20 protein-coding genes and 1 pseudogene are annotated in these 20,764 nt (G+C 31.5%); 4 read left to right on the forward strand and 17 right to left on the reverse strand.

The genetic code is table 11. The features are described 5' to 3' along the window. Positions 1-10: 10 nt before the first annotated feature. Positions 11-1,270, reverse strand: a complete 1,260-nt coding sequence (locus BN350_RS09760; RefSeq protein ID WP_028043436.1) for a M15 family metallopeptidase — start codon at positions 1,268-1,270, stop codon at positions 11-13. Between the two features lie 163 nt (positions 1,271-1,433). On the opposite strand from BN350_RS09760, the gene BN350_RS09765 reads away from it, so the two are divergent. Next, a complete protein-coding gene (locus BN350_RS09765) occupies positions 1,434-1,709 on the forward strand; it encodes a hypothetical protein (protein ID WP_028043437.1) in 276 nt (91 codons plus the stop codon). 33 nt (positions 1,710-1,742) lie between these two features. Here the strand turns inward: BN350_RS09765 and BN350_RS09770 are convergent, their stop codons facing one another. From BN350_RS09770 to BN350_RS09790, 5 genes are all read right to left on the reverse strand, one after another. Continuing rightward, positions 1,743-3,296 (reverse strand): ABC-F family ATP-binding cassette domain-containing protein, encoded by a 1,554-nt coding sequence (locus tag BN350_RS09770; protein WP_028043438.1) that lies wholly within the window; start codon positions 3,294-3,296, stop codon positions 1,743-1,745. 106 nt (positions 3,297-3,402) lie between these two features. Beyond that, a complete protein-coding gene (locus BN350_RS09775; protein WP_028043439.1) occupies positions 3,403-3,813 on the reverse strand; it encodes a YjdF family protein in 411 nt (136 codons plus the stop codon). A 163-nt stretch (positions 3,814-3,976) separates the two neighbouring features. After that, complete coding sequence (locus tag BN350_RS09780) at positions 3,977-4,633, reverse strand: ABC-2 transporter permease (RefSeq protein WP_028043440.1); 657 nt, start codon at positions 4,631-4,633, stop codon at positions 3,977-3,979. After that, the gene (locus BN350_RS09785; RefSeq protein WP_028043441.1) at positions 4,633-5,481 is read right to left on the reverse strand and encodes an ATP-binding cassette domain-containing protein; all 849 of its coding nucleotides are present in this window, start codon (positions 5,479-5,481) and stop codon (positions 4,633-4,635) included. The genes BN350_RS09780 and BN350_RS09785 overlap by 1 nt, the downstream gene beginning before the upstream one ends. A gap of 3 nt (positions 5,482-5,484) precedes the next feature. Beyond that, positions 5,485-5,856, reverse strand: coding sequence for a GntR family transcriptional regulator (locus BN350_RS09790; protein WP_028043442.1), 372 nt, complete (start codon positions 5,854-5,856; stop codon positions 5,485-5,487). A gap of 163 nt (positions 5,857-6,019) precedes the next feature. Between BN350_RS09790 and BN350_RS09795 the strand changes: the two genes are divergently transcribed. Further along, positions 6,020-6,268 (forward strand): hypothetical protein, encoded by a 249-nt coding sequence (locus BN350_RS09795; RefSeq protein WP_028043443.1) that lies wholly within the window; start codon positions 6,020-6,022, stop codon positions 6,266-6,268. A gap of 829 nt (positions 6,269-7,097) precedes the next feature. Here the strand turns inward: BN350_RS09795 and BN350_RS18935 are convergent. The 4 genes from BN350_RS18935 to BN350_RS09815 all read right to left on the reverse strand — a co-directional run bounded on the left by BN350_RS18935 (position 7,098) and on the right by BN350_RS09815 (position 12,021). Beyond that, entirely contained in the window at positions 7,098-8,276 is a 1,179-nt protein-coding gene (locus BN350_RS18935; protein ID WP_044600254.1) for an MFS transporter, read from the reverse strand. A gap of 82 nt (positions 8,277-8,358) precedes the next feature. Next, complete coding sequence (locus BN350_RS09805) at positions 8,359-9,711, reverse strand: MATE family efflux transporter (protein WP_028043444.1); 1,353 nt, start codon at positions 9,709-9,711, stop codon at positions 8,359-8,361. Further along, positions 9,708-10,580 carry a DMT family transporter gene (locus tag BN350_RS09810; RefSeq protein ID WP_028043445.1) on the reverse strand — a complete coding sequence of 291 codons (873 nt, stop codon included), beginning with the start codon at positions 10,578-10,580 and terminating at the stop codon, positions 9,708-9,710. Before BN350_RS09810 ends, BN350_RS09805 begins: the two co-directional genes overlap by 4 nt. Continuing rightward, the gene (locus tag BN350_RS09815) at positions 10,573-12,021 is read right to left on the reverse strand and encodes an alpha-amylase (RefSeq protein WP_028043446.1); all 1,449 of its coding nucleotides are present in this window, start codon (positions 12,019-12,021) and stop codon (positions 10,573-10,575) included. Before BN350_RS09815 ends, BN350_RS09810 begins: the two co-directional genes overlap by 8 nt. Positions 12,022-12,132: 111 nt before the next feature. On the opposite strand from BN350_RS09815, the gene BN350_RS09820 reads away from it, so the two are divergent. After that, on the forward strand, positions 12,133-12,345 hold the full coding sequence (locus tag BN350_RS09820) for a DUF6290 family protein (protein WP_028043447.1): 213 nt from the start codon (positions 12,133-12,135) through the stop codon (positions 12,343-12,345). A gap of 1 nt (position 12,346) precedes the next feature. Continuing rightward, positions 12,347-12,661 (forward strand): type II toxin-antitoxin system RelE family toxin, encoded by a 315-nt coding sequence (locus tag BN350_RS09825; protein ID WP_028043448.1) that lies wholly within the window; start codon positions 12,347-12,349, stop codon positions 12,659-12,661. A gap of 15 nt (positions 12,662-12,676) precedes the next feature. On the opposite strand, the gene BN350_RS09830 is transcribed toward BN350_RS09825, so the two are convergent. From BN350_RS09830 to BN350_RS09875, 7 genes and pseudogenes are all read right to left on the reverse strand, one after another. After that, positions 12,677-12,940: a metal-sensing transcriptional repressor gene (locus BN350_RS09830; protein WP_028043449.1), complete on the reverse strand. Its 264-nt coding sequence runs from the start codon at positions 12,938-12,940 to the stop codon at positions 12,677-12,679. Further along, a complete protein-coding gene (locus tag BN350_RS09835) occupies positions 12,940-15,417 on the reverse strand; it encodes a heavy metal translocating P-type ATPase (protein WP_028043450.1) in 2,478 nt (825 codons plus the stop codon). Before BN350_RS09835 ends, BN350_RS09830 begins: the two co-directional genes overlap by 1 nt. 106 nt (positions 15,418-15,523) lie before the next feature. Beyond that, positions 15,524-16,492, reverse strand: coding sequence for a D-2-hydroxyacid dehydrogenase (locus BN350_RS09840; protein WP_028043451.1), 969 nt, complete (start codon positions 16,490-16,492; stop codon positions 15,524-15,526). A gap of 1,613 nt (positions 16,493-18,105) precedes the next feature. Then, positions 18,106-19,419 (reverse strand): aspartate kinase, encoded by a 1,314-nt coding sequence (locus tag BN350_RS09860; protein WP_028043452.1) that lies wholly within the window; start codon positions 19,417-19,419, stop codon positions 18,106-18,108. Between the two features lie 98 nt (positions 19,420-19,517). Beyond that, complete coding sequence (locus BN350_RS09865) at positions 19,518-19,934, reverse strand: TM2 domain-containing protein (RefSeq protein WP_028043453.1); 417 nt, start codon at positions 19,932-19,934, stop codon at positions 19,518-19,520. A 9-nt stretch (positions 19,935-19,943) separates the two neighbouring features. Then, positions 19,944-20,525: a xanthine phosphoribosyltransferase gene (locus tag BN350_RS09870; RefSeq protein WP_028043454.1), complete on the reverse strand. Its 582-nt coding sequence runs from the start codon at positions 20,523-20,525 to the stop codon at positions 19,944-19,946. Positions 20,526-20,533: 8 nt separating this feature from the next. Next, a pseudogene (locus BN350_RS09875) lies at positions 20,534-20,764 on the reverse strand (GNAT family N-acetyltransferase); the annotation flags it as partial.

A 20,764-nucleotide genomic window follows, 5' to 3' on the forward strand; every position in this document is an offset into this window, starting at 1 on the left:
TATCCCTAGATTATTGATTTTCCTTAATATTTGGAATAACGCCTTCATATAAGCAATATTCTTCCAGTAACCAATTATTTTCATGTATTTTCAAAGCAACATCTTTTCCTACATATCTAAAATGCCATGGTTCATTTCCAATTCCTGTAATTGATGATTGAGCAAGTGGGAAACGTAAAATAAATCCAAAACGATAAGCGTTCTTTTCTACCCATTTTCCTTCTTCACTATCACCAAAAACAGCGACATCGCCTTTGGCTTTCTTTTGAATAACACTCGTACTTGTTAAGTCTACACTTAATCCAGTTTGATGTTCACTTGCTCCAGGTAAAGCAACCAAACTTGCTGCTGTCACTTCATCATATTTTTTAAAGTAATCATCATATGTTTTCTTTTGATCAGCATATGAACGATAGGCACTATTAATAACCAAATGATATCCTAAACTTTCTGCTTCTTTATACATTTCTTCTAAAGCTTCTGATGCTTCTTTTCTCATCATTGAATTATCACAATCAGGTGCTACAGGAACATTTGGTTTCACTAAATCACTTGGTACATATGAATCAGCTAATTGGAATCCTTTTTTTACCAAAGTTAAAATATTCTCTGGATTTTGAATTGTATATGTTTTTGTAACTTTATTTTCAGAAATAATAAATGGATACGTTGTAATCAAAACAGCATAATTATAATTTTTCTTTTGAGCATAAACTTCCATATATTTTTCCATATCAGTAAAAACAAAACCTTTCACTTTCATATATGGCTCTATTTGAGTATATGTATATTGTTTTTCAAGTAAATATTTTAAATCATTCGCACTTGCAGTTTCTAATACTTTCCAAATTTGATCATTGGTATAACCTAAACCAGATAATTGTGCAACATAATTGTTGAAAACATCATCAATTGTAGTCACAACTACTTTCACTTGTAAATCCTTATGTAAAGAAAAGTATTTTTCATATTCATCATAGTAACTCACATTTTCACTTGTCTTAATCCAATCAGTAATATGATCCATTTTCTCATGTGATAAAATTTCATCAATTTCTTTACCTTCTAAAGACAATATTTCATTTTGTTGTGAAAAAGAATAGCCTTTGAACAATAATTTCAAACGACTTAAATTAAACCAAACAATAACTCCAATAACAAGTGCTACAACAACACCAATAATCGCAATTCTATCCCAACGTATTCTTTGTCTTCTTGAAGATGAATACGAACTATAATATGTATATCTTTTACCTCTATTAAATCTCATAGCCTACCTCTTTTCTTTGCCCTTATAGTTTATCATATTCATTTCTATAATTCTACAATTAACACAAAAAAATAATCATTATTCTATTGAACACTTCATTATTTTATTGCAATATTTTACTAATTATGTTATTTTAAATGATGTATATAAAGGAGGTTTCTCTATGCATTTTGTAATATGTGCTTTTATTGCACTGATTTGTCTAATCACTGCAATTTTATTTACAGAAGTTTTTCCAAAATGGTTTAAGGCTTTTTTAGCATTATTAGGTGCAGCGACTTCTGGTTATGCTCTTGCCATTCTCATTAGAAAAATTGCTGAATGGACAAAAGCTTATGCTAAACCTGAGTTATGGACAGCAACTGGTATTTGTATTGCTGTAATGCTTGTTTTGATTATCATTGTTGCTGTTATTTTAAAAAACAAGAAAAAAGCATAATTTGAAAAGAAGATGGGATCCATCTTCTTTTTCTTATATAATTTTCATTGAAGACTCTTCAAGATTAATAACTTCATCAACAATAGGTAAATAAAATTCTGGTTCATGACTCACTAGTATAATAGCTCCTTTAAAAGAGATTAAAGCTTTTTGAAGTGATTCTTTTGCGTCAACATCTAAATGATTTGTTGGTTCGTCCAAAACAAGAACATTGGCTTCTCGATGCATGATTTTACATAATCTTACTTTCGCATTTTCACCACCAGATAAGACCATCATCAATGATTCTATATGTTCACTTGTTAAACCGCATTTGGCTAACATAGATCTTATTTCACCATTATTACGATTTGGAAATTCATCCCAAATATAATCCAATGCTGTTTTCTTAATTGCCACTTCTTCTTGTTTAAAGAAACCAATTTCTACGAATGGATCTTTAATAACTGTTCCACTATATGGTTCTAACATACCTATCAAAGTCTTTAGTAATGTTGTTTTACCTAAACCATTGACACCTTTAATAGCGATTTTTTTATTTCTTTCGAATATGAGATCCATTGGTTGAGTAAGTGGAGTATCATATCCAATAATTAAATTTTGACATTCAAATAAGATTTTTCCAGGAGTTCTTGATGGTTGAAAAGAAAATTGAGGCTTGATTTTTTCTTTTGGCTTACTAATCATATCCATTTTATCTAATTTCTTTTGACGTGATGAAGCCATATTACGGGTTGCTACACGCGCCTTATTTCTTGCGATAAATTCTTCTAATTCAGCAATTTCTTTTTGTTGCTTTTGATAAGCATTTTCCTGTTGTTTCTTCTTGAGTTCAACTTGCTGTAAATAATATTGATAATCTCCTTTGTATCTTGTGAGTTCACCATTATCTAAATGATAAATGACATTAATCACTTGATTCAAAAATGAAACATCATGACTCACTAAAATAAAAGCATTTTCATAATTAATGAGGAAATTTGTGAGCCATTGAATATGATGTTCATCTAGATAGTTAGTCGGTTCATCTAAAATCAATATCATTGGATTTTCTAATAATAATTTTGTTAATAAAACTTTAGAACGCTGACCACCAGATAATTCATCAACTTTCTTGTCTAATCCTATTTCATTTAATCCTAATCCATTAGCAACCTCTTTAATCTTGACATCAATCATATAAAAACCACTTTGTTCTAAAATATTCTGAATTTCTCCAACATCTTCTAATAATTGTGACATTCTTTTATCATCTGCTGTTGTCATTTCGTCATACATTGATAACATTTCTTTTTCTAAATCATAATTATGTGAAAATGCGCCTTGTAGAACTTCATAAATCGTTTGTCCTGGCTGTAATGCTGTATGCTGATCTAAATAACCAGTTGTGATTCTCTTGCACCATTCAATTTTTCCTATATCGGGAGCAAGTTTTCCAGTAATAATATTCAAGAATGTTGTTTTGCCTTCACCATTGGCACCAACAAGTCCAACATGTTCTCCATTTAACAAACGAAAACTCGCATCATCTAAAATTGTTCTCCCTCCAAAATCATGACTCACATGTTCAACATTTAATATACTCATAATTAACCCCTTCCCAAAAGAAAAAGAAGCATAACTTCTTTTAAAGTATCTTTATTATACAATGAAATAATCATAATACAATATTTTCTAATAACAAGATAGAGGACTAATGTCCTCTATGCTTTGCTTTTTTCTTTTGTTGTTTCAAATCAAACACATACTGTTTCTTTTTTTCCAAACGTTCTTTTCTTACCTGGAGACGTTCTTGCTTAGCATTTTCATACTGCATTTTTAATGCCATTTGAGATTTCGTTCCAAGTCCTTGCTGCATCTGCTTTTTTACATCTCTTTGTAAACGTTTAGGTGAGATATGTTGTTGCTTTGATTTGATATCAACAGATGGACTCTGTTTCAATCGCTGATATTTTTGAATAGCCAGAAGAATCTCTTCATCTATAGGTTCCGCTCCAAAAACAATTCGGCTTACCTGTAGTTGATGTTGTGAAATTGTTTCAAAAACCCCTACCCAAAATGGTTCATCAAAATAGACAGTCAATTGAATTGATATTGTGTCCATAAAAAGTCCTCCTTTATAACAAACATTCACAAAGAACGGACGACCAAGGAGGAAGGTTACTGACTGCAAGCAGTGATCCGACTACCAACGGATTCTCAATGTGTTTTTATCTTTGCATCATTATTATAACATAAGAGAAAGATGATTCCCATTGAGAATCATCTTAAAATTGCTTTCTCCTCATAATCTGTAAACTGATACTATATGAAATACCTAAACAGACAAGAACAAATGCAAGAATCATAACCAGCAAAGCAGCACTTCCCATTGTGCTTAAAGAATCAATGATTCCAAAAATATCAATCCCAAATAATTCAGCGACTTTTATTCCGGCAAATCCAATGGCTGCAATCGCTGCCATACATAAAATCATAGCAACATTTCCCTTTGTTTGTCCAAATTTTAATTGAACAGGAACAACAATTGACATAAATATCAAAGCAATCAACAACATGACAAAACATGTCCCTAACCATTCAATCAATTGAAAATGACTCATATTCAAATAAGAGTAAACAGTAGTTAATGTTGTGGCAAGAACCCACGAACATGATCCAATTAATAAACCAAATGTATATTTTTCTATTGTATATTCTTTTCTTGTAATAGGTAATGTCATTAAGAAAACATTAGAATTGTTATATTCATCATAACTAATACTACTCACAACAAATAAACAACTTAGAAATGTCACATATGCGACAACAAAAATAGGATCATTATTAATAACCAAAAAGAATAACGCAAAACCAATCAGCATCATAAAGAAAGCCTTTTGATTCTTTAACAGTTTAAAATCTTTAATCAATAATCCTAACATTATTTTTCACCCCTAATCATCATCATAATTAACTCATCAATATTTCCCTTTTCAATAACTATTGAAGGATAATTATCTAAGTAATACTGTTTTTGATTGGTTAAACAAGAATAACCAAAATTTTCTTTTTTATGTCTTAAAAGATATTGTTTATCTAATTCTAAATATTGTTTTTCATCAACTTTTAAAATAGCATATTCTCCTAGTAGCACATCAGTTTCTTCATGCATAATGATTTGACCATCATGTATCATATACAAGTCATCACATAGCCCTTCTAAATCACTAGAAATATGCGAACTAATGAGAATTGAACAGTCTTCATTATCTTCCATATATTTTCTGAGCATATCCAAAAGTTCGTCTCTTGCAATCACATCTAATCCTGCTGTCGGTTCATCTAAAATCAATAGTTTTGCCTGATGTGATAAAGCTACCAATACTTTTAATTTTGCTTTCATTCCAGTGGAAAAATCTTTGATTTGCTTATCAAGCGGTAAATCAAATGCTTGACATTTATTTTCAAAATCACGACGGTTAAACTTTTTGTATAACTGATTTAAGATGGGAATAACATCCTGAATCGTTAAATAATCACTAAATCCGGCATCTGATAATACAACACCTAATAACTGTTTATCTTTTTGCTGTAATTGATGACTGTCTTTTCCCAAAACTTCAATACTACCACCATCAATTGAAATCAAATCCAAAATGGCTTTAAATGTTGTACTTTTTCCAGCTCCATTTTGCCCAATCAGTCCAGTTACACATCCAGGTAGTACTTCTAAAGAGCAGTTGAGTGTAAACTGATTATATTCTTTTTTCACATCAATTAGTTTTAACATAAATTAATCCTCCATAATCAGATCAAATAATTCTCTTATTTCATCATTATTCATTCCACATCTTCTGCCTTTTTGGACGGCCATTTCCAAATCGGTTTCGACTTCTTTTCTTTGTTCTTCTAACAAAAGTTCCTGATTGGCACCTTTCACATATGTGCCTTTCCCATGAATCGTTGCTGTAAAACCATCACCTTCAAGATTATCGTACGCTTTCTTGACAGTTAAAGCACTAATTTTCAGTTCTTTTGCTAAAGAACGAACAGATGGTAAGATATCATTTTCTTTGAGTTCGCCAGAGACAATCATGTTTTTAATTTGTTCTATGAGTTGTTCATATATTGGCTGCATAGATGAATTATTAATAATAATTTTCATAATTCTCCTCCTCTGTTCACAAACAGTATATAACAGTATATAACTGTTGTCAACTGTTTTATACTGTTTATTGTTATTTTAGATAATCTTAACATAATATTAAGACTTCATTGATAGTTAGTAAATCTCATCGAGATATAATAATAGTGAAGAAGGTGAACATATGGAATATCAAAAACAATTTAACGAATTTACATTAGCAGCATTTTTAATTGCTATTCTCGCTTTAATAGGCTCATTACTTAGTCTTCTTAATGTTATTCCACTAATGATTGGCTATCAGCTTCTAAATGAAGCAAGAAATCGAGGAATATTAAAAAAACATGATAAGATTATTGCAACTTTACTAGAAGCTGGTATGTTGTTGACATTATGTATAAGCATTCTTTATATCACATTACATATATCATGAAATATGATAGTTAATCTCTTTACTGATTATTACTTTAAAAATGACACATCCTATTCACTCTTAAACATTTCATCATGGTATTGAATTTCTGCAATTAATCATGTTTATATTCTCTCATATGAAACATGTCATTTTTTGTTGATTAGACCCATGATTATTTATGCTATCTTTCTCAAATTTCATATAGATAAAAAAGTTGGATTCATCAAATATTTATGAATATATTTGCATATAGCATCGATGATATTTGCTTGTTGTGATATTATATAGGTGCAAAAATTTTCAAGTATGAGATAAATATGCATGTGTCTTTGAGCTGTACAATAAGAATAAGTCCTATCATAGAATGCTGAGTGAGTTTTCCTATCGAGAGATCATAGAGAAGCTGTACAGTCGAAGCTATAAGGCAGGAATTGGCATCAATGAAGTGAATCAAGTCTATACAAGCATTATAGGCAAACTGAAATATGCAGATATAAAAGGAATAACAGTACCTATGTAATTGCCAAACGCGGAATGGGTTACAAAGAAAGACTGCCTAAAAGGATATATGGAAGAATCAATAAACCACTGCTGATAAGGTGGAGAAAGTATCATCAATTAATAAGCAATATATAAATAAAAGAACTCATGATGATTATCGCTATGGTCATAGTGAATGAAATAATCATCATGAGAACAAAACAGTGTTATAGAAGAAGCTGATGAGTAGACTTACAGACAATGGATATTATCTGATAGACAGATCTGCAGAAGATAACATAATCCAGTGGGCAAGAAACCGACTGGAGCTGGACTATTGAGATAATAGACTAGTGGAATGATGAAATCATTCCCTTTCTTGTCTCAATCGATGTGCTGGCATTTTAAAATAAAAAGCCAATATAGTTGCTAATAAAATAATCAATGCATACATGAAATAAACAATAGTATATGCTTCTGCTCCAGAAAAATAATCAATAATATTTCCCGATATCATTTGAAATATAAAGGCTGAAAAGCCTTTTGCCAACATAGAAGAGATACCATAAGCACTATTTACAAAACGTTCATCTACAATATCCATAATAATACGTACAGCAACTAAAATAAAAATAATACTTGTTAACCCTTGAAAGAAAAACATTGACATAATCATCATTGGTGCAGGACATGTTGCATACCAAACAAAACGTACAACAGAAAGACCGCCTGCAAAAATCATCAAATGACGATAGGATATCCTCTTCATAATCCTATCAGAAAACAAAACAGCTGGCAACTCAAACATCGTACTGAGAAATAGTGTTGTCCCTACCATTGCTGTTGTTCCCCCTAATTCTTTAATTAAAAGTGGCATATAAACACTATTAGCACTGGTTGGACCTTGAAACAAAACATAAATCACAACAAACATTATAAAGGCCTTGTTTTTAAACAAAGCTTTAAGCATTTCATGAAAAGTAAAATGCTCCTCATTTGTTTTAACTTGAGGTTTAACATCTTGCATGTTAATAAAACCAATAACGGTTAATCCTACTGCCACAGCAAAAATATAGTAATTTGCTAGTGGTGATATATAATCATAGACAAAGCCTGCAACTTGACATGCGATAGCGTAAAGGACTGATCCCCATACTCGAATGGCTCCAAATGGATAAGATGAAGCTGTTGCCAAACGATCAGATAAAGCAGTTGTTCCATTTAAAAAACCTTGTGTTAAACCATTAAATAAAAATAAAAAGATAAAGTTCTGACTATAGGCAAAGAGTAATCCAGAAATCATACAGAGAATCAAACAGACAATACCAACGAGTTTTGGGCTCTTTAGTTTATCAGCAATCATTCCACAAACTGGTTGAGAAATCATTGCAAATAGTGGTGCTGCTGAAGTAATAAAAGATATCTCTGTTGCAGAATATCCCACACCTGCTAAATAAACTGAAATAATACAGGCAAATGTTCCCCATGAATAATAAAACATACCATTAGCTAATGCATAATAGAAATAACTTCCTTTTCTCAACATCATTAGTCCCCCTCTAATGGGCACTATTTTAGCATTAACCAATTGAAAAACATCCTTTTTTCATAAAAAGAAAAAGGATGTTTTAACGATTCATTCGATAAATCCATTTACCTTGCAAGAACCTTCGTGACAACAAGAAACATCTTGCCACATTATCACAAACCATCATGATCCATACGAACGCCAAACTCAAATGAAGAACATTAATCATAATCCATGTTCCTAAAACACGTATTCCCCACATCGTAAAAAGTGAATAAGCAAAAGGCGCCTTCGTATCTCCCATTCCATTAAAAGTTCCTTCCAAAATAACCAATACACCATAAATCGGTTCAGAAACAGAAACGATTCTTAAAACCAGAGCTCCAAGAGCAATAACTTGTGGATCAGGAGTAAACAAACTCATTAAATTCTCTGCAAAAATAAATAAAATAATTCCTGCTATCAGCATCAAAACAAATGTCAATAAACAAATCAGATAAGTCACTTGTTTGACTTTCTTTTCATTTTGTTCACCCACCGCATTACCTACCATTGTAGCTGCAGCAGACTGAAAACCATAACCAGGAATATAAAATGCTTGTTCTGCCTGAATTGCAATTGTATGAGCAGCAAATTGAATAACACCTAGTTTTGCAATCAATGAAGAAAAAGCAACTTGTCCTAAACAAATCACACTTCTTTCTAACACAACGGGTAATCCTATACGTAAACAATCCTTAAAAACACTCGCATGATAATGAAAACCAGTTTGTATAAAATCGAAAATAGGATTACGATAATAACGTATAAACATCAAAATACCACCTACGGAAAACGAAATAGCTGTAGCAGTTGCAGCTCCTATGACACCTAACCCTGCTCCAGGTATCAGAATACCATAGATTTCTCTGCTTGGATAAATCAATAGAAAATTCAAAACAATATTAATAAGATTCATATAAAGATTAATCATCATCGGAGTTTTCATATCACTGACTCCCCTTAATGCAGAAGATAAAATCAAAACAGATGATCTCAGTAAAAGTGGCAATGAAATAATCATAAAATAAGCTGATGCATCTTTATGAATAGATGGGTCACCATTCAACCATGTAGGCAAATAAGGTGAAATACACAAACAGATAACTGTTAAAGCTAAACCAACAATTAATGTCATAAAAAATGCCTGCTGCCCAGCTAATTTTAAACGTTTGGTATCATGGGCCCCATCAGCTTGAGCACAAACAGAAAGAACTCCTACCCCAAAGGCAACAGCAACACTTGAAACAAGCCAGCCTACAGTGCTCGTTAAACCAACTGCTGCTGATGCACTTGCCCCTAATGCTCCTACCATAGCTGTATCTACATATGTCACAACAACATTCAAAGCTTCTTGTACGATTGCAGGCCACGCTAAATAACAGATAGATTTGATTTGATGCTGATGTTTCATGTCTCATCCTCCTTTGCCTTATTTTGCATTGTCCCAACCATAACTGCTAAAAAAATCATAACAGTTCCAATCATTTCTTGATAAGCTAATCTTTCATGCAAAAATAATATTGCTAAAAAAATACTATAAACAGGTTCTAAAACAGAAATAATACTTGCAGTTTGTGCTTTCACATTCTTTAATCCATGGATATATAAAGAATGAGCCAAAGCAGTAAAAATAATACCATAAATCATAAGATATAAAAAGTCTTTAAAAGCACCTTGACCAAGCGGTGGATTAATGATAGATATAACAATTGTCATCACACAGGCTGCCACTGCCTGCTCATATAAAGTCACGACAACACTATCATATGAAGCTGCCAAATGTCTATTGATGATGGAAAGAATTGCATAATGAAAACTACTTATAAGACCATAAATAATTCCCAAAGTCATAGCATTGGTTAATTGAAAAGATGGTATTAAAAAGGCAATTCCTATTGCAATCATAAGAACACTTAATAAATTTTTATATTGAAATTTTTCTTTAAAAACATATGGTTCTAAAAAAACGACAAATAATGGATATGTAGCAAATGTTATTGTTCCAATAGCAACAGTAGACACTTGAATTGACATAATAAAGAAAAACCAATGAATTGTCAATATAAGACCTGCAAACAAATTCCAAAAGTAATCTTGAATTCGATACAAACGTAATGAATAATGACGAAAATGAACAAATAAATAAAGCGAAAGAGCTGAAAATAAAGCTCTTCCCAGAGTAATAAGTAATGCAGACATAGGAATAAGTTTGACAAACAAACCAGAAGTTCCAAATAATAATACTGCAATATGAACAGATAAAAGACTTTTTTTATCCATTATTTTCCTCTTTCATTATATAAACACTCACACTACCCCCATGAACTGCAAACAGACCATTGCCATTTTCATCAATGATAATATCATCACAATAATTCCCTAAATAATCATAAAAATTATGTCCACTATATTTTTTCCCTATATTCATCACTTTTTCCCCACCAACACTATCACTCATTAAGCAGACTAACGCACCTTTTTGAGAACCAGCACGAACCCAGCCAATAATACTATTATCATCAAAATAATCTTTCTGCTCACCAAAAGCATATTTTTTTCTTAAATATAAAAGTTTATCTAATAAATCTCTTTTTGCTGAAATATGACTGTATTCTATTCCATAATAATCACCATAAAAGAGACATGGATAGCCATCCTTTCTTAGTAAAATGAAAGCATAAGCCAAAGGCTTAAACCAATCAGCCACCCAAGATTGTAATCCCTGACTTGGTTGTGTATCATGATTATCTACAAAAGTCACTGCCCGATTTGGAGCTAATTGAACCAAGGTCCCATTAAAAATTTGAGACATGTCATACTGTCCATTGCCATAAGAGGCTTCATAAAAATGATAATGTAACGGAACATCAAATAATGATATTTCCCCTTCAACCTGATTTAAATAATTTAATAGACGTGAAACATCTCCATGCCAATATTCACCTACTGCAAAAAGTTCTTTTTGATAATGTTGTCTTAATTCACGAATCCAGTCTTTATAAAAATAAGCATCAATATGTTTTACAGCATCCAATCGAAAACCATCAAGTTGCGTTGTATTCAAATACCATTGTGCCCAATCCTCTAATTCAGCCACAACATGCGAATTAGAGAAATCAATATCAGCACCCATCAAATAATCGAAGTTACCATTTTCTATATCCACATGACGATCCCACTGTTTATCTTTAAATAAAAATGTTGCATGTCTTTTAGACATCACATCATAGTCAATACCATTAAAGCATGTCCAATCCCATGTAAAATCACTATACATTCCATGACGCCCCGGAAATGTAAATACAGTAGGAACCTCTATAGTTTCTTCCCCACTCACAATTTGATTTTTATTATTTTGACTTACTTCATACGCCTTGACAATTTCCGTTGCATCAGCCCCCATTTTATGATTCAAAACAATATCACCATATGCCTGTATACCAACACGATGTAAAGCTTCAATAGCTTCTATATATTCATCTTTTGTTCCATATTTTGTATGAATTGTTCCTTTTTGATCAAATTCTCCTAAATCATAAATATCATATACACCATAACCCACATCATTAATTCCACCAATACCTTTAAACGCTGGAGGCATCCATACAGCAGTTATACCTATTTCCTTTAAATGTAACGCATCTTTTTTTAATAATTTCCATAAATGTGAATCATTTGAAAGATACCATTCAAAATATTGCATCATCACTCCATTTTCCATAATTTGACACCTCCATAGTGTCTCTATTATACACTTTTTTTCACATAATAAAAAGACAATTATTGTTGCTTTTAGCAATTAATGTGTTATAATATTTGCGAGGTGAAAACAGTGACAACAATTGTATTAGATGGTATTCAAGAAGAAAAAATGAAAATGATTTGTAAAGAAAAAAAACAGGACATAGTTAAATTTATTCATCATTTAATTTGGGAAACAATTGAAGATGAGGAATTAGCTAAACAGGCTGATAAAGCATATGCCGAATTTTTAAAAAATCCAGTGACTTATTCATGGGATGAAGTTATGAAAGAACTTGATTGACATGGATAAATACTTTTTTGAATTTTCTACAGCTAGTAAAAAACAACTTCATAAAATTGATAATTATCAGCAAAAGGTAATAAGAAAATGGGTATCTAAAAATTTATTAAATTCTGCAAATCCACGTCAACATGGGAAAGCTTTGTCTGGTTCTCTCCAAAGATATTGGGCATATCGTGTAGGGAATTATCGTATTGTTTGTGAGATTGATGATGAAAATAAAACTATTCATATCATCACAATTGGACATCGCAGTGATATTTATGACAAAATAATACGAGAAGAAGATACTCTTTATGAAACAGATAGAGGTTAAGTCAACACTTAACCTCTATTTCATTAACTGGTCTATAACGCCAATCATTTCTTCTATTTTTTGATCTGCATCATCGCTACTCATAGCATCATGTACACAATGTTTCATATGTGCACCAATAATCTCTTTATTAGCTCGCTTTAAGATAGCTTGTGTTGCCATAATTTGATTAGAAACATCTACACAATAACGATCATCTTCAATCATCTTTAAGATACCATCAATTTGTCCTCGTGCTGTTTTTAATAAACGAGTAACTTGTGATTTATCAGCTTTCATTATTGAAATCCTACCACTTTGTATCCAGCTTCTTCCACTGCTTTTGCTAAAACTGACTCATCAATATCCTTTGATAATTCAATACTAGCACAATTATTTTTTAAATCAACTGTTGCTTTGACACCATCAATAGTATTTAATGCTTTTTCAACATGTGCCTGACAATGTGCACACATCATTCCTTCAATATTCATCACTTTATTCATCTTTTTATCCTCCTGTTTTGTTTGTATTTGTTTTGGTTTAAAAAATCTTAATCTTAAAGCATTACTCACTACAAAGACTGAACTTAAACTCATAGCAGCAGCTCCAAACATTGGATCAAGTAACCAGCCAAATATTGGATAGAACAAGCCTGCTGCAATAGGAATACCAATCACATTATAGAAGAATGCCCAGAATAAGTTTTCTTTAATATTTTTAATCACTGCATGACTTAATTCTATCGAAGCCACAACATCTTGTAAATCATTTTTCATTAAAACAATATCAGCTGAATCCATCGCAATATCAGTTCCCGATGTCATTGCAATACCAACATCAGCACGCATTAACGCAGGTGCATCATTAATTCCATCTCCAACCATAATAACTTGATGACCTTGTGCTTGTAAATCTCGAATATGTTTTTCTTTATCTTGTGGTAAGACTTCAGCAATCACTTCAACACCTAACGTATCACCAATGGCTTTGGCGGTTAAAGCATTATCACCTGTTAACATATAAATGGATAAATTCATATCCTTTAATTGCTGAATAGCCTGCTGACTTGTTTCTTTCATCACATCACTCACAACAACCATCCCAATCAATTGTCCATCCATTGCATAATATAATGGTGTTTTTCCAACACTTGCTAATTGCTGAGAAATATCTTCAACTTGCGATAAATCAATCTGATTTGTTTCCATTAAACGTTTATTACCAGAAACAATCTGATGATTTTCATGATAGCCAATTAATCCTTGCCCTTGAATCATTTCAAAAGATTCAACAGTTGTAAAGGAAAGATTTTTTTCTTTGACATACTGAACAATAGCTTTGGCCAATGGATGCTGAGATGCATTTTCAATAGATGCCGCTAAACTTAACAATTCATTTTCACTTCGGTTGATAGGATAAATATCTGTGACTTGTGGTTTCCCTTTCGTAATTGTTCCTGTTTTATCCAATACAATGCTATCTGCTTTTGATAACAGTTCTAGATTCTCAGCTGATTTAATTAAGATTCCAAGTTGTGCTCCTTTTCCAGTTCCAACCATGATAGCCGTTGGAGTTGCTAAACCTAAAGCACAAGGGCACGAAATCACCAATACTGCAATAGCACAAGTCAACGCAAAGTGAAATGTTTGACTTCCTAACGTCATCCATACAATAAATGTGATTAAGGAAATGACCATGACAATAGGAACAAATATTCCACTAATTTGATCAGCCAATTTAGCAATTGGTGCTTTAGATGAACTCGCATCTTCCACCAACTGAATAATTTGTGATAGTGTTGTTTCTCCACTTGTATGAGTCACTTGAATATGAATATATCCTTCCACATTCATAGTTGCTCCAATGACTTTATCATTCACTGCTTTATCTACAGGCAAACTTTCACCTGTAATCATAGATTCATCAACAGATGTTTGTCCTTTGATAATCACACCATCTACTGGAATGCTTTGCCCAGATTTCACAATCACTGTATCCCCAACTTGAACATCTTCAATATTCACAACCACTTCCTGACCATCTATTAAAACAGTCGCAGTAGATGGCATTAAATTCATTAATTTTTCAATTGCTTCTGATGTTTTCTTCTTAGAACGTGATTCTAAATATTTTCCTAATGAAATTAATGTGAGGATCATACCAGCCGATTCAAAATAAAGTTGCATCATATACTGATGAGCTTCATTCATATTGCTATGTCCTAAATCATAGCCCATCATAAATATTGCATAAATGCTGTAAATGGCTGCAGCTGCCGATCCCATCGCAATCAATGTATCCATATTTGGACTCTTATGCCACAATGATTTAAACCCTCTTTGAAAATAGCCACGATTAATATACATGATTGGTAAAGTTAAAAATAATTGTGTCAAGGCAAAAACCATCATATTTTCATGACCTAATAAAATATCAGGTAACGGAGCCCCCATCATATGTCCCATTGAAATATAAAACAATGGAATGAGAAAAATAAACGAAAGAATCAATGAATTCTTTTTTTGTTTGATTGTATCCTCTTTTGAGGATGGCTGAATAGCTGTCTTTTCAGGCGTCGCTTTATATCCAGCCTCTTCTACCGTTTTCATAATTAAGGCATCATTCACTTTTTCCTCATTATATTCAACAACCATTGAATTACTGAGTAAATTTACATTAACACTATCTACACCATCAAGATGTCTTACCGCTTTATCAATATGAGCACTACATGCACTACAACTCATACCCACTATATCATATTTTTGTTTCATAAAACACCTCCCACCCCTATAGGGTATACTGTTATTATATATCTTCTTAATAAAAAGTCAACTCATATGAAAAAGAAGTTATACTCTCAGTATAACCTCATTGATTTTATTTATATTCAATAATCTTTCGATATCCTGTTTGGAAATCAACTTCATTTTCTAATGGTTCATGATTTTGAAAATGTTTAAGATTTCTAATGACCAAATCAGTAAAATAGTTTCTTGCACTCGCCCATACATATCCTCCAGAAGCATGTGGTGTTATCAAAACATTCTCAAAATCCCATAATTTATGTTCTATGGATAATGGTTCGTCTTCTACAACATCTAAGCCTACTCCATAAAGATGACCACTCTTTAAAACATCTACTAAATCATTTGTTACAATGGCACTCCCTCTACCAACATTGATGAGTACTGCATCTTTTTTCATCAACAACAAACGCTTTTTATCAAACATATGAACTGTTTCTTCTGTTTGTGGCAAAGCCAAAATTACAAAATCGGCTTGAGGTAAAATTGCATCAATGTGATCTGTTGTATAGAGTTCATCAATATATGGCGGTAATGATGAATTTGTTCTTTTCACACCAACAATCTTACAATCAAATGCTTTTAAACGTTTAGCAAGTTCATAACCAATATCTCCTAATCCAACAATCAGAACTGTACTTTGATATATTTCTTTTCCGATAGAAACACTTTGCCATAAATGCTGCTCCATATGGTGGGTATATACTTTTAAATTTTTATTTAATGTCAAAATCATTCCAATAACATGTTCTGCAATAGCTTTTCCATAAGTTCCACTTGCATTTGTTAATTTCGTATGAGGATGCATACGTCCAGGTTTTATATAGCTATCACTTCCTGCACTATGTAACATCAGCAATTGAATATTTTCTTTATTAATGTTTACGTAATTTCCAGTGTTCCCAACAATTACATCACATTCATCAATAAGATCTTGAGTTACAGTAAGTCCAGAACTATAATTAAATTCATCATCTGGAAAATGAGTTTCAATCTTCTCAAAGTTTTCTTTTTGTAAAGGTGCTAACATCAATATTCGCATAAAAACGCCTCCTTATTAATTATAACACTTTTTAAAACTTTTAAAATTATCATTTATGAAATTCTTTTTTCATCATAAGATTGAGTTGCTTTTCTAAGTAATTTTGTCCAACTATACTCATGATATAAATCAATACTTAAAGAGAGAAATACATAAACACTCATGTAAAGATACATTTCCCATCTCAGTTGATTATAAATCAGCAAGCTGATTAAATCATATAAACTATATATTAAAGATGATTTCTTAGGTGAGAATAAAGTGATTTAATCATCAATGATAATAAAACAGCATATAAAAGCAATTTCAACCAAGACAACATCTAAATAATCGTAATGCTTTAACTTTTCTTCTAAAAATCAATGGTGTTGATCATGGCAAAGAAGTTTCATCTCTTGTTAAAGGATATTCTTTCTCTATGATGTAGCTCTGATCTTGGTAAGAACAATAATCGTATAAGGTCCCTCTCCTTGATAGAGCGTTTGACAAAAAGGCAGTTCGTTATAGAATGTAACGCCATCACGATACTACTGTTCAACAAGTTCTCGTTCTTGATAAGTGAGAACTTTTCTATTTTTATCTTCATATTTGTATTTATCTAAATGAATCTTTTCGATTTTAGCTTGATATGTGCAATCATCAAGAGTCATTTCACAACTTGAAGAAATAGGATAATCCCCATATATTCAGATGATTCTTGTTCATCATACTCACATGTTTGATCATCATGATAAACAATATTACCACGATTGATTATTGATTTCACTAGCTAAATACTTTGCTTTGATTTCTTTTTTTTAATTCGATATCTGAGAAAACATCTATATTTGTCATCACACCATTTGTATAATTCATACGGAAAGGAAAGAGATAATTAATAACAATTTGATCATTAGATATCTGATAAATATCATTTTGAATGGATATATCATGGAAATGTTATAACAATGATAGTGATGATAATTGTAAGAATAGATAGAGATACTAACTTTTTCATGATGATGGGTTGAGGATGGTTATTAACACGAACTCATTTCTTAATCCTTAACAAATGGATGAGAGTTGCTATAACAGATATAACAAACATGATAGAAAAATATTCATTTAGCTACTGACTGTACTTACGAAAAAAATAAAAATAGCAAAGTTCAGGTAAAGTTTTTACAACTCTACATATGACATAAAGGATAATCCAAATACGATAGGCTTTTGATTTGGGATAGTTTGAAACTTCTTTTTTCATAAACAATAGGAACAAAGTATAAAGCAATGTTTGTCCTAACATGATACAACTTATTCCAATCAAAAAGGGATATTCTTTTTTACGTGTTTTTTTGAAATTCATGTAGAAATCCTAAAATCAGAATCATTAAACTTATGCTTAATGGAAAAAACTCAATATTATATACCTGTACATCCAGAAAATGAAAATGTAAACATATAAAGTCAAAAATAATCACTCCAAGTTCCATTCATACCACCTCCTATCTTCAGTATATTAACATAAGAAAAAAGAAAGTTTTTCAGTTTAACTTGCAATCTTTGTCTTTTAGTTACATTTTATCATTTATCATGGAAATATCTCATTTAAAAGAAAAATCACCATAAGGTGATTAATCAATAAATTCATTATAGATTGCTTTAATAGCAGGTTCAAAATAACAATTTCTGACACCAATGATAATATTTAACTCACTTGAACCTTGGTCAATCATTTTTATATTAATATTTTCTTTTGCTAAAGCATTGAAAACTCTAGCAGCTGTTCCTCTGCTGGCTTTCATTCCACGTCCTACAACTGCAATCAATGCCAAATCAGACTCTAATTCAATTGAATCAGGTTGAACAGCACGATGAATTCCTGCCAAAACATCTTGTTCTTTATCAATAAATTCATCAGTATTCACAATAATTGTCATTGTATCAATACCAGAAGGCATATGTTCAAATGATAAATCATGTTCTTCAAAGACTTCTAAGACTTTACGTCCAAAACCAATTTCAGAGTTCATCATATCTTTTTCAATCATCACAGTCGCAAAACCTTTTGTTCCTGCAATCCCAGTAATCACATGGGCTGGTTTATGACATGTGCTTTCAACAATTAAAGTTCCTGGATCTTCGGGATGATTTGTATTTTTTATATTAATAGGGATCCCTTCACTACGTACAGGGAAAACAGAATTTTCATGTAAAACAGAAGCACCCATATAAGATAACTCTCTTAATTCTTTATATGTAATCGTTTCAATGACGTCAGGATTTTTAACAATACGTGGATCAGCAATTAAGAAGCCAGAGACATCAGTCCAGTTTTCATATAAATCGACTTTTCCATTTTTAGCAACAATAGAACCAGTCACATCAGAGCCACCACGTGAGAACGCTTTGATTGTTCCTGAATCATCATTCAATGAACCATAAAAACCTGGAATAACTGCATTTTTTACACTTGCTAGTTTTTCTGATAAAATTTTATCTGTTTTTTCAATATCATAATTTCCATGTTCATCAATAAAGATGACATCTTTGGCATCAATAAATTCAAAACCTAGATAATTGGCTAATAATTTTCCATTTAAATATTCCCCACGACTTGCTGCATAATCTTCACCAATGTGATTTTCAAAATCTTCTTGAATTTGTTTGAAATCTTCTTCTAAAGAAATGGTTAATTTTAATCCATCAATAATATCCTGATATCTCTCTTTTATTTCTTCAAATGTTGTTGTAAATTCAACAGTTGTTTCAGCATTATATGCCTTATATAGTAAATCTGTTACTTTTGTATCTTCTTTAAAACGTTTACCAGGTGCACTTGGCACAACAAAACGTCTTTGTTCATCGGCCTTGATAATTTCATAGACTTTCTTAAATTGATTGGCATCTGCTAAAGATGACCCTCCAAATTTCACAACTTTACTCATAAAATCTCCCCTTTTCACTCATATATGTATACATAAGAATACAATAATTCCACCATTTTATCAATGTTTTATGAATAATAAAAAGAAGTTTTCACTTCTTATTTTAATAAATGATCATTACCATCTCTTTCAATAGATCCGCATAATAATAAAATTCCTTCTACAAATCCCCATAAAGCAGCTGCAAAACTTGTTAATCCTAATGTCAATATTCCAGCCAAAAATAAACAAACCTGAATAAACCCTTTGGACGAATAACCTAAATAGAAATTATGAACACCCATTCCTCCTAAGAAAATACCTAGCAAACCAGCAACGACTCTTGATTTTTGTATAATTGGATGTTTCACTTCAACAGGCAATTGATAACCACAATGTGAACAAACTTGATCAAATGATTCAATTGATGCTCCACAATTTGGACAATTCCTTCTTAGCTGAATGACTTTGGCTCCACAACTTCCACAAAATTGATCAGTCTCATTTAATTCTTTTCCACAGTTTTGACAGTACATATTTACCCTCTACTTTCTAAATGTGATTTCACAAGTCTGATCATTCATGCTTTCAATAATTGCAAGTGATTCAAGGTGATAGCCAAGTTCTCTAATCTTAGCACCACCTTCCTGATAACCTTTTTCAATGACTATGCCAACGCCTTCAACTTTTGCTCCTGCTTGATGAACAAGATTAATTAATCCTAACATCGCACATCCATTAGCTAAAAAGTCATCAACAATTAAGACATGGTCATCTTTATTTAAATATTGTTTTGAAACCACAACATCATTTGTTTTTTGATGTGTATAAGAATGAATTTTTGTATGATAAAGTTCATCTGATATGTTTGATGTTTTTGATTTCTTCGCAAAAACAACTGGAACATAATCAAAATGTTTTGAAGTCATCACTGCAACACCAATTCCACTGGCTTCAATTGTCAAGATTTTTGTGACTTTTTTCTCGTGAAATAATTTTCTAAACTCTGCACCCATTTGATCTAAGAATGCAACATCAATTTGATGGTTTAAGAAATTATCAACTTTTAAAACATTTCCTTCTTTGACAATTCCTTCTTTTAATATTTTTTCTTCTAACGCTTTCATAATACTCCTTATATTCCTTGATGATAAACAACTCTAAAGATTTGTTTTTTGATTTGATCAAAAGTATAAACATCAATAGCATTTGGATAACTCATTAACATGAGTTCTACTTTTGATACATTGTTTCTTAATGCAGGTTGTATAAAATGATATGGATTTAATACATATTGATTTCTTTCGTAAAAAGCAACACGTCTTTTGGTTATGTCATCAACTGGTTCTTCAACTTCTAAAACAAT

Origin of the sequence: Candidatus Stoquefichus massiliensis AP9 (assembly GCF_000455285.1) — a bacterium.
GTDB lineage: Bacteria > Bacillota_I > Bacilli_A > Erysipelotrichales > Coprobacillaceae > Stoquefichus > Stoquefichus massiliensis.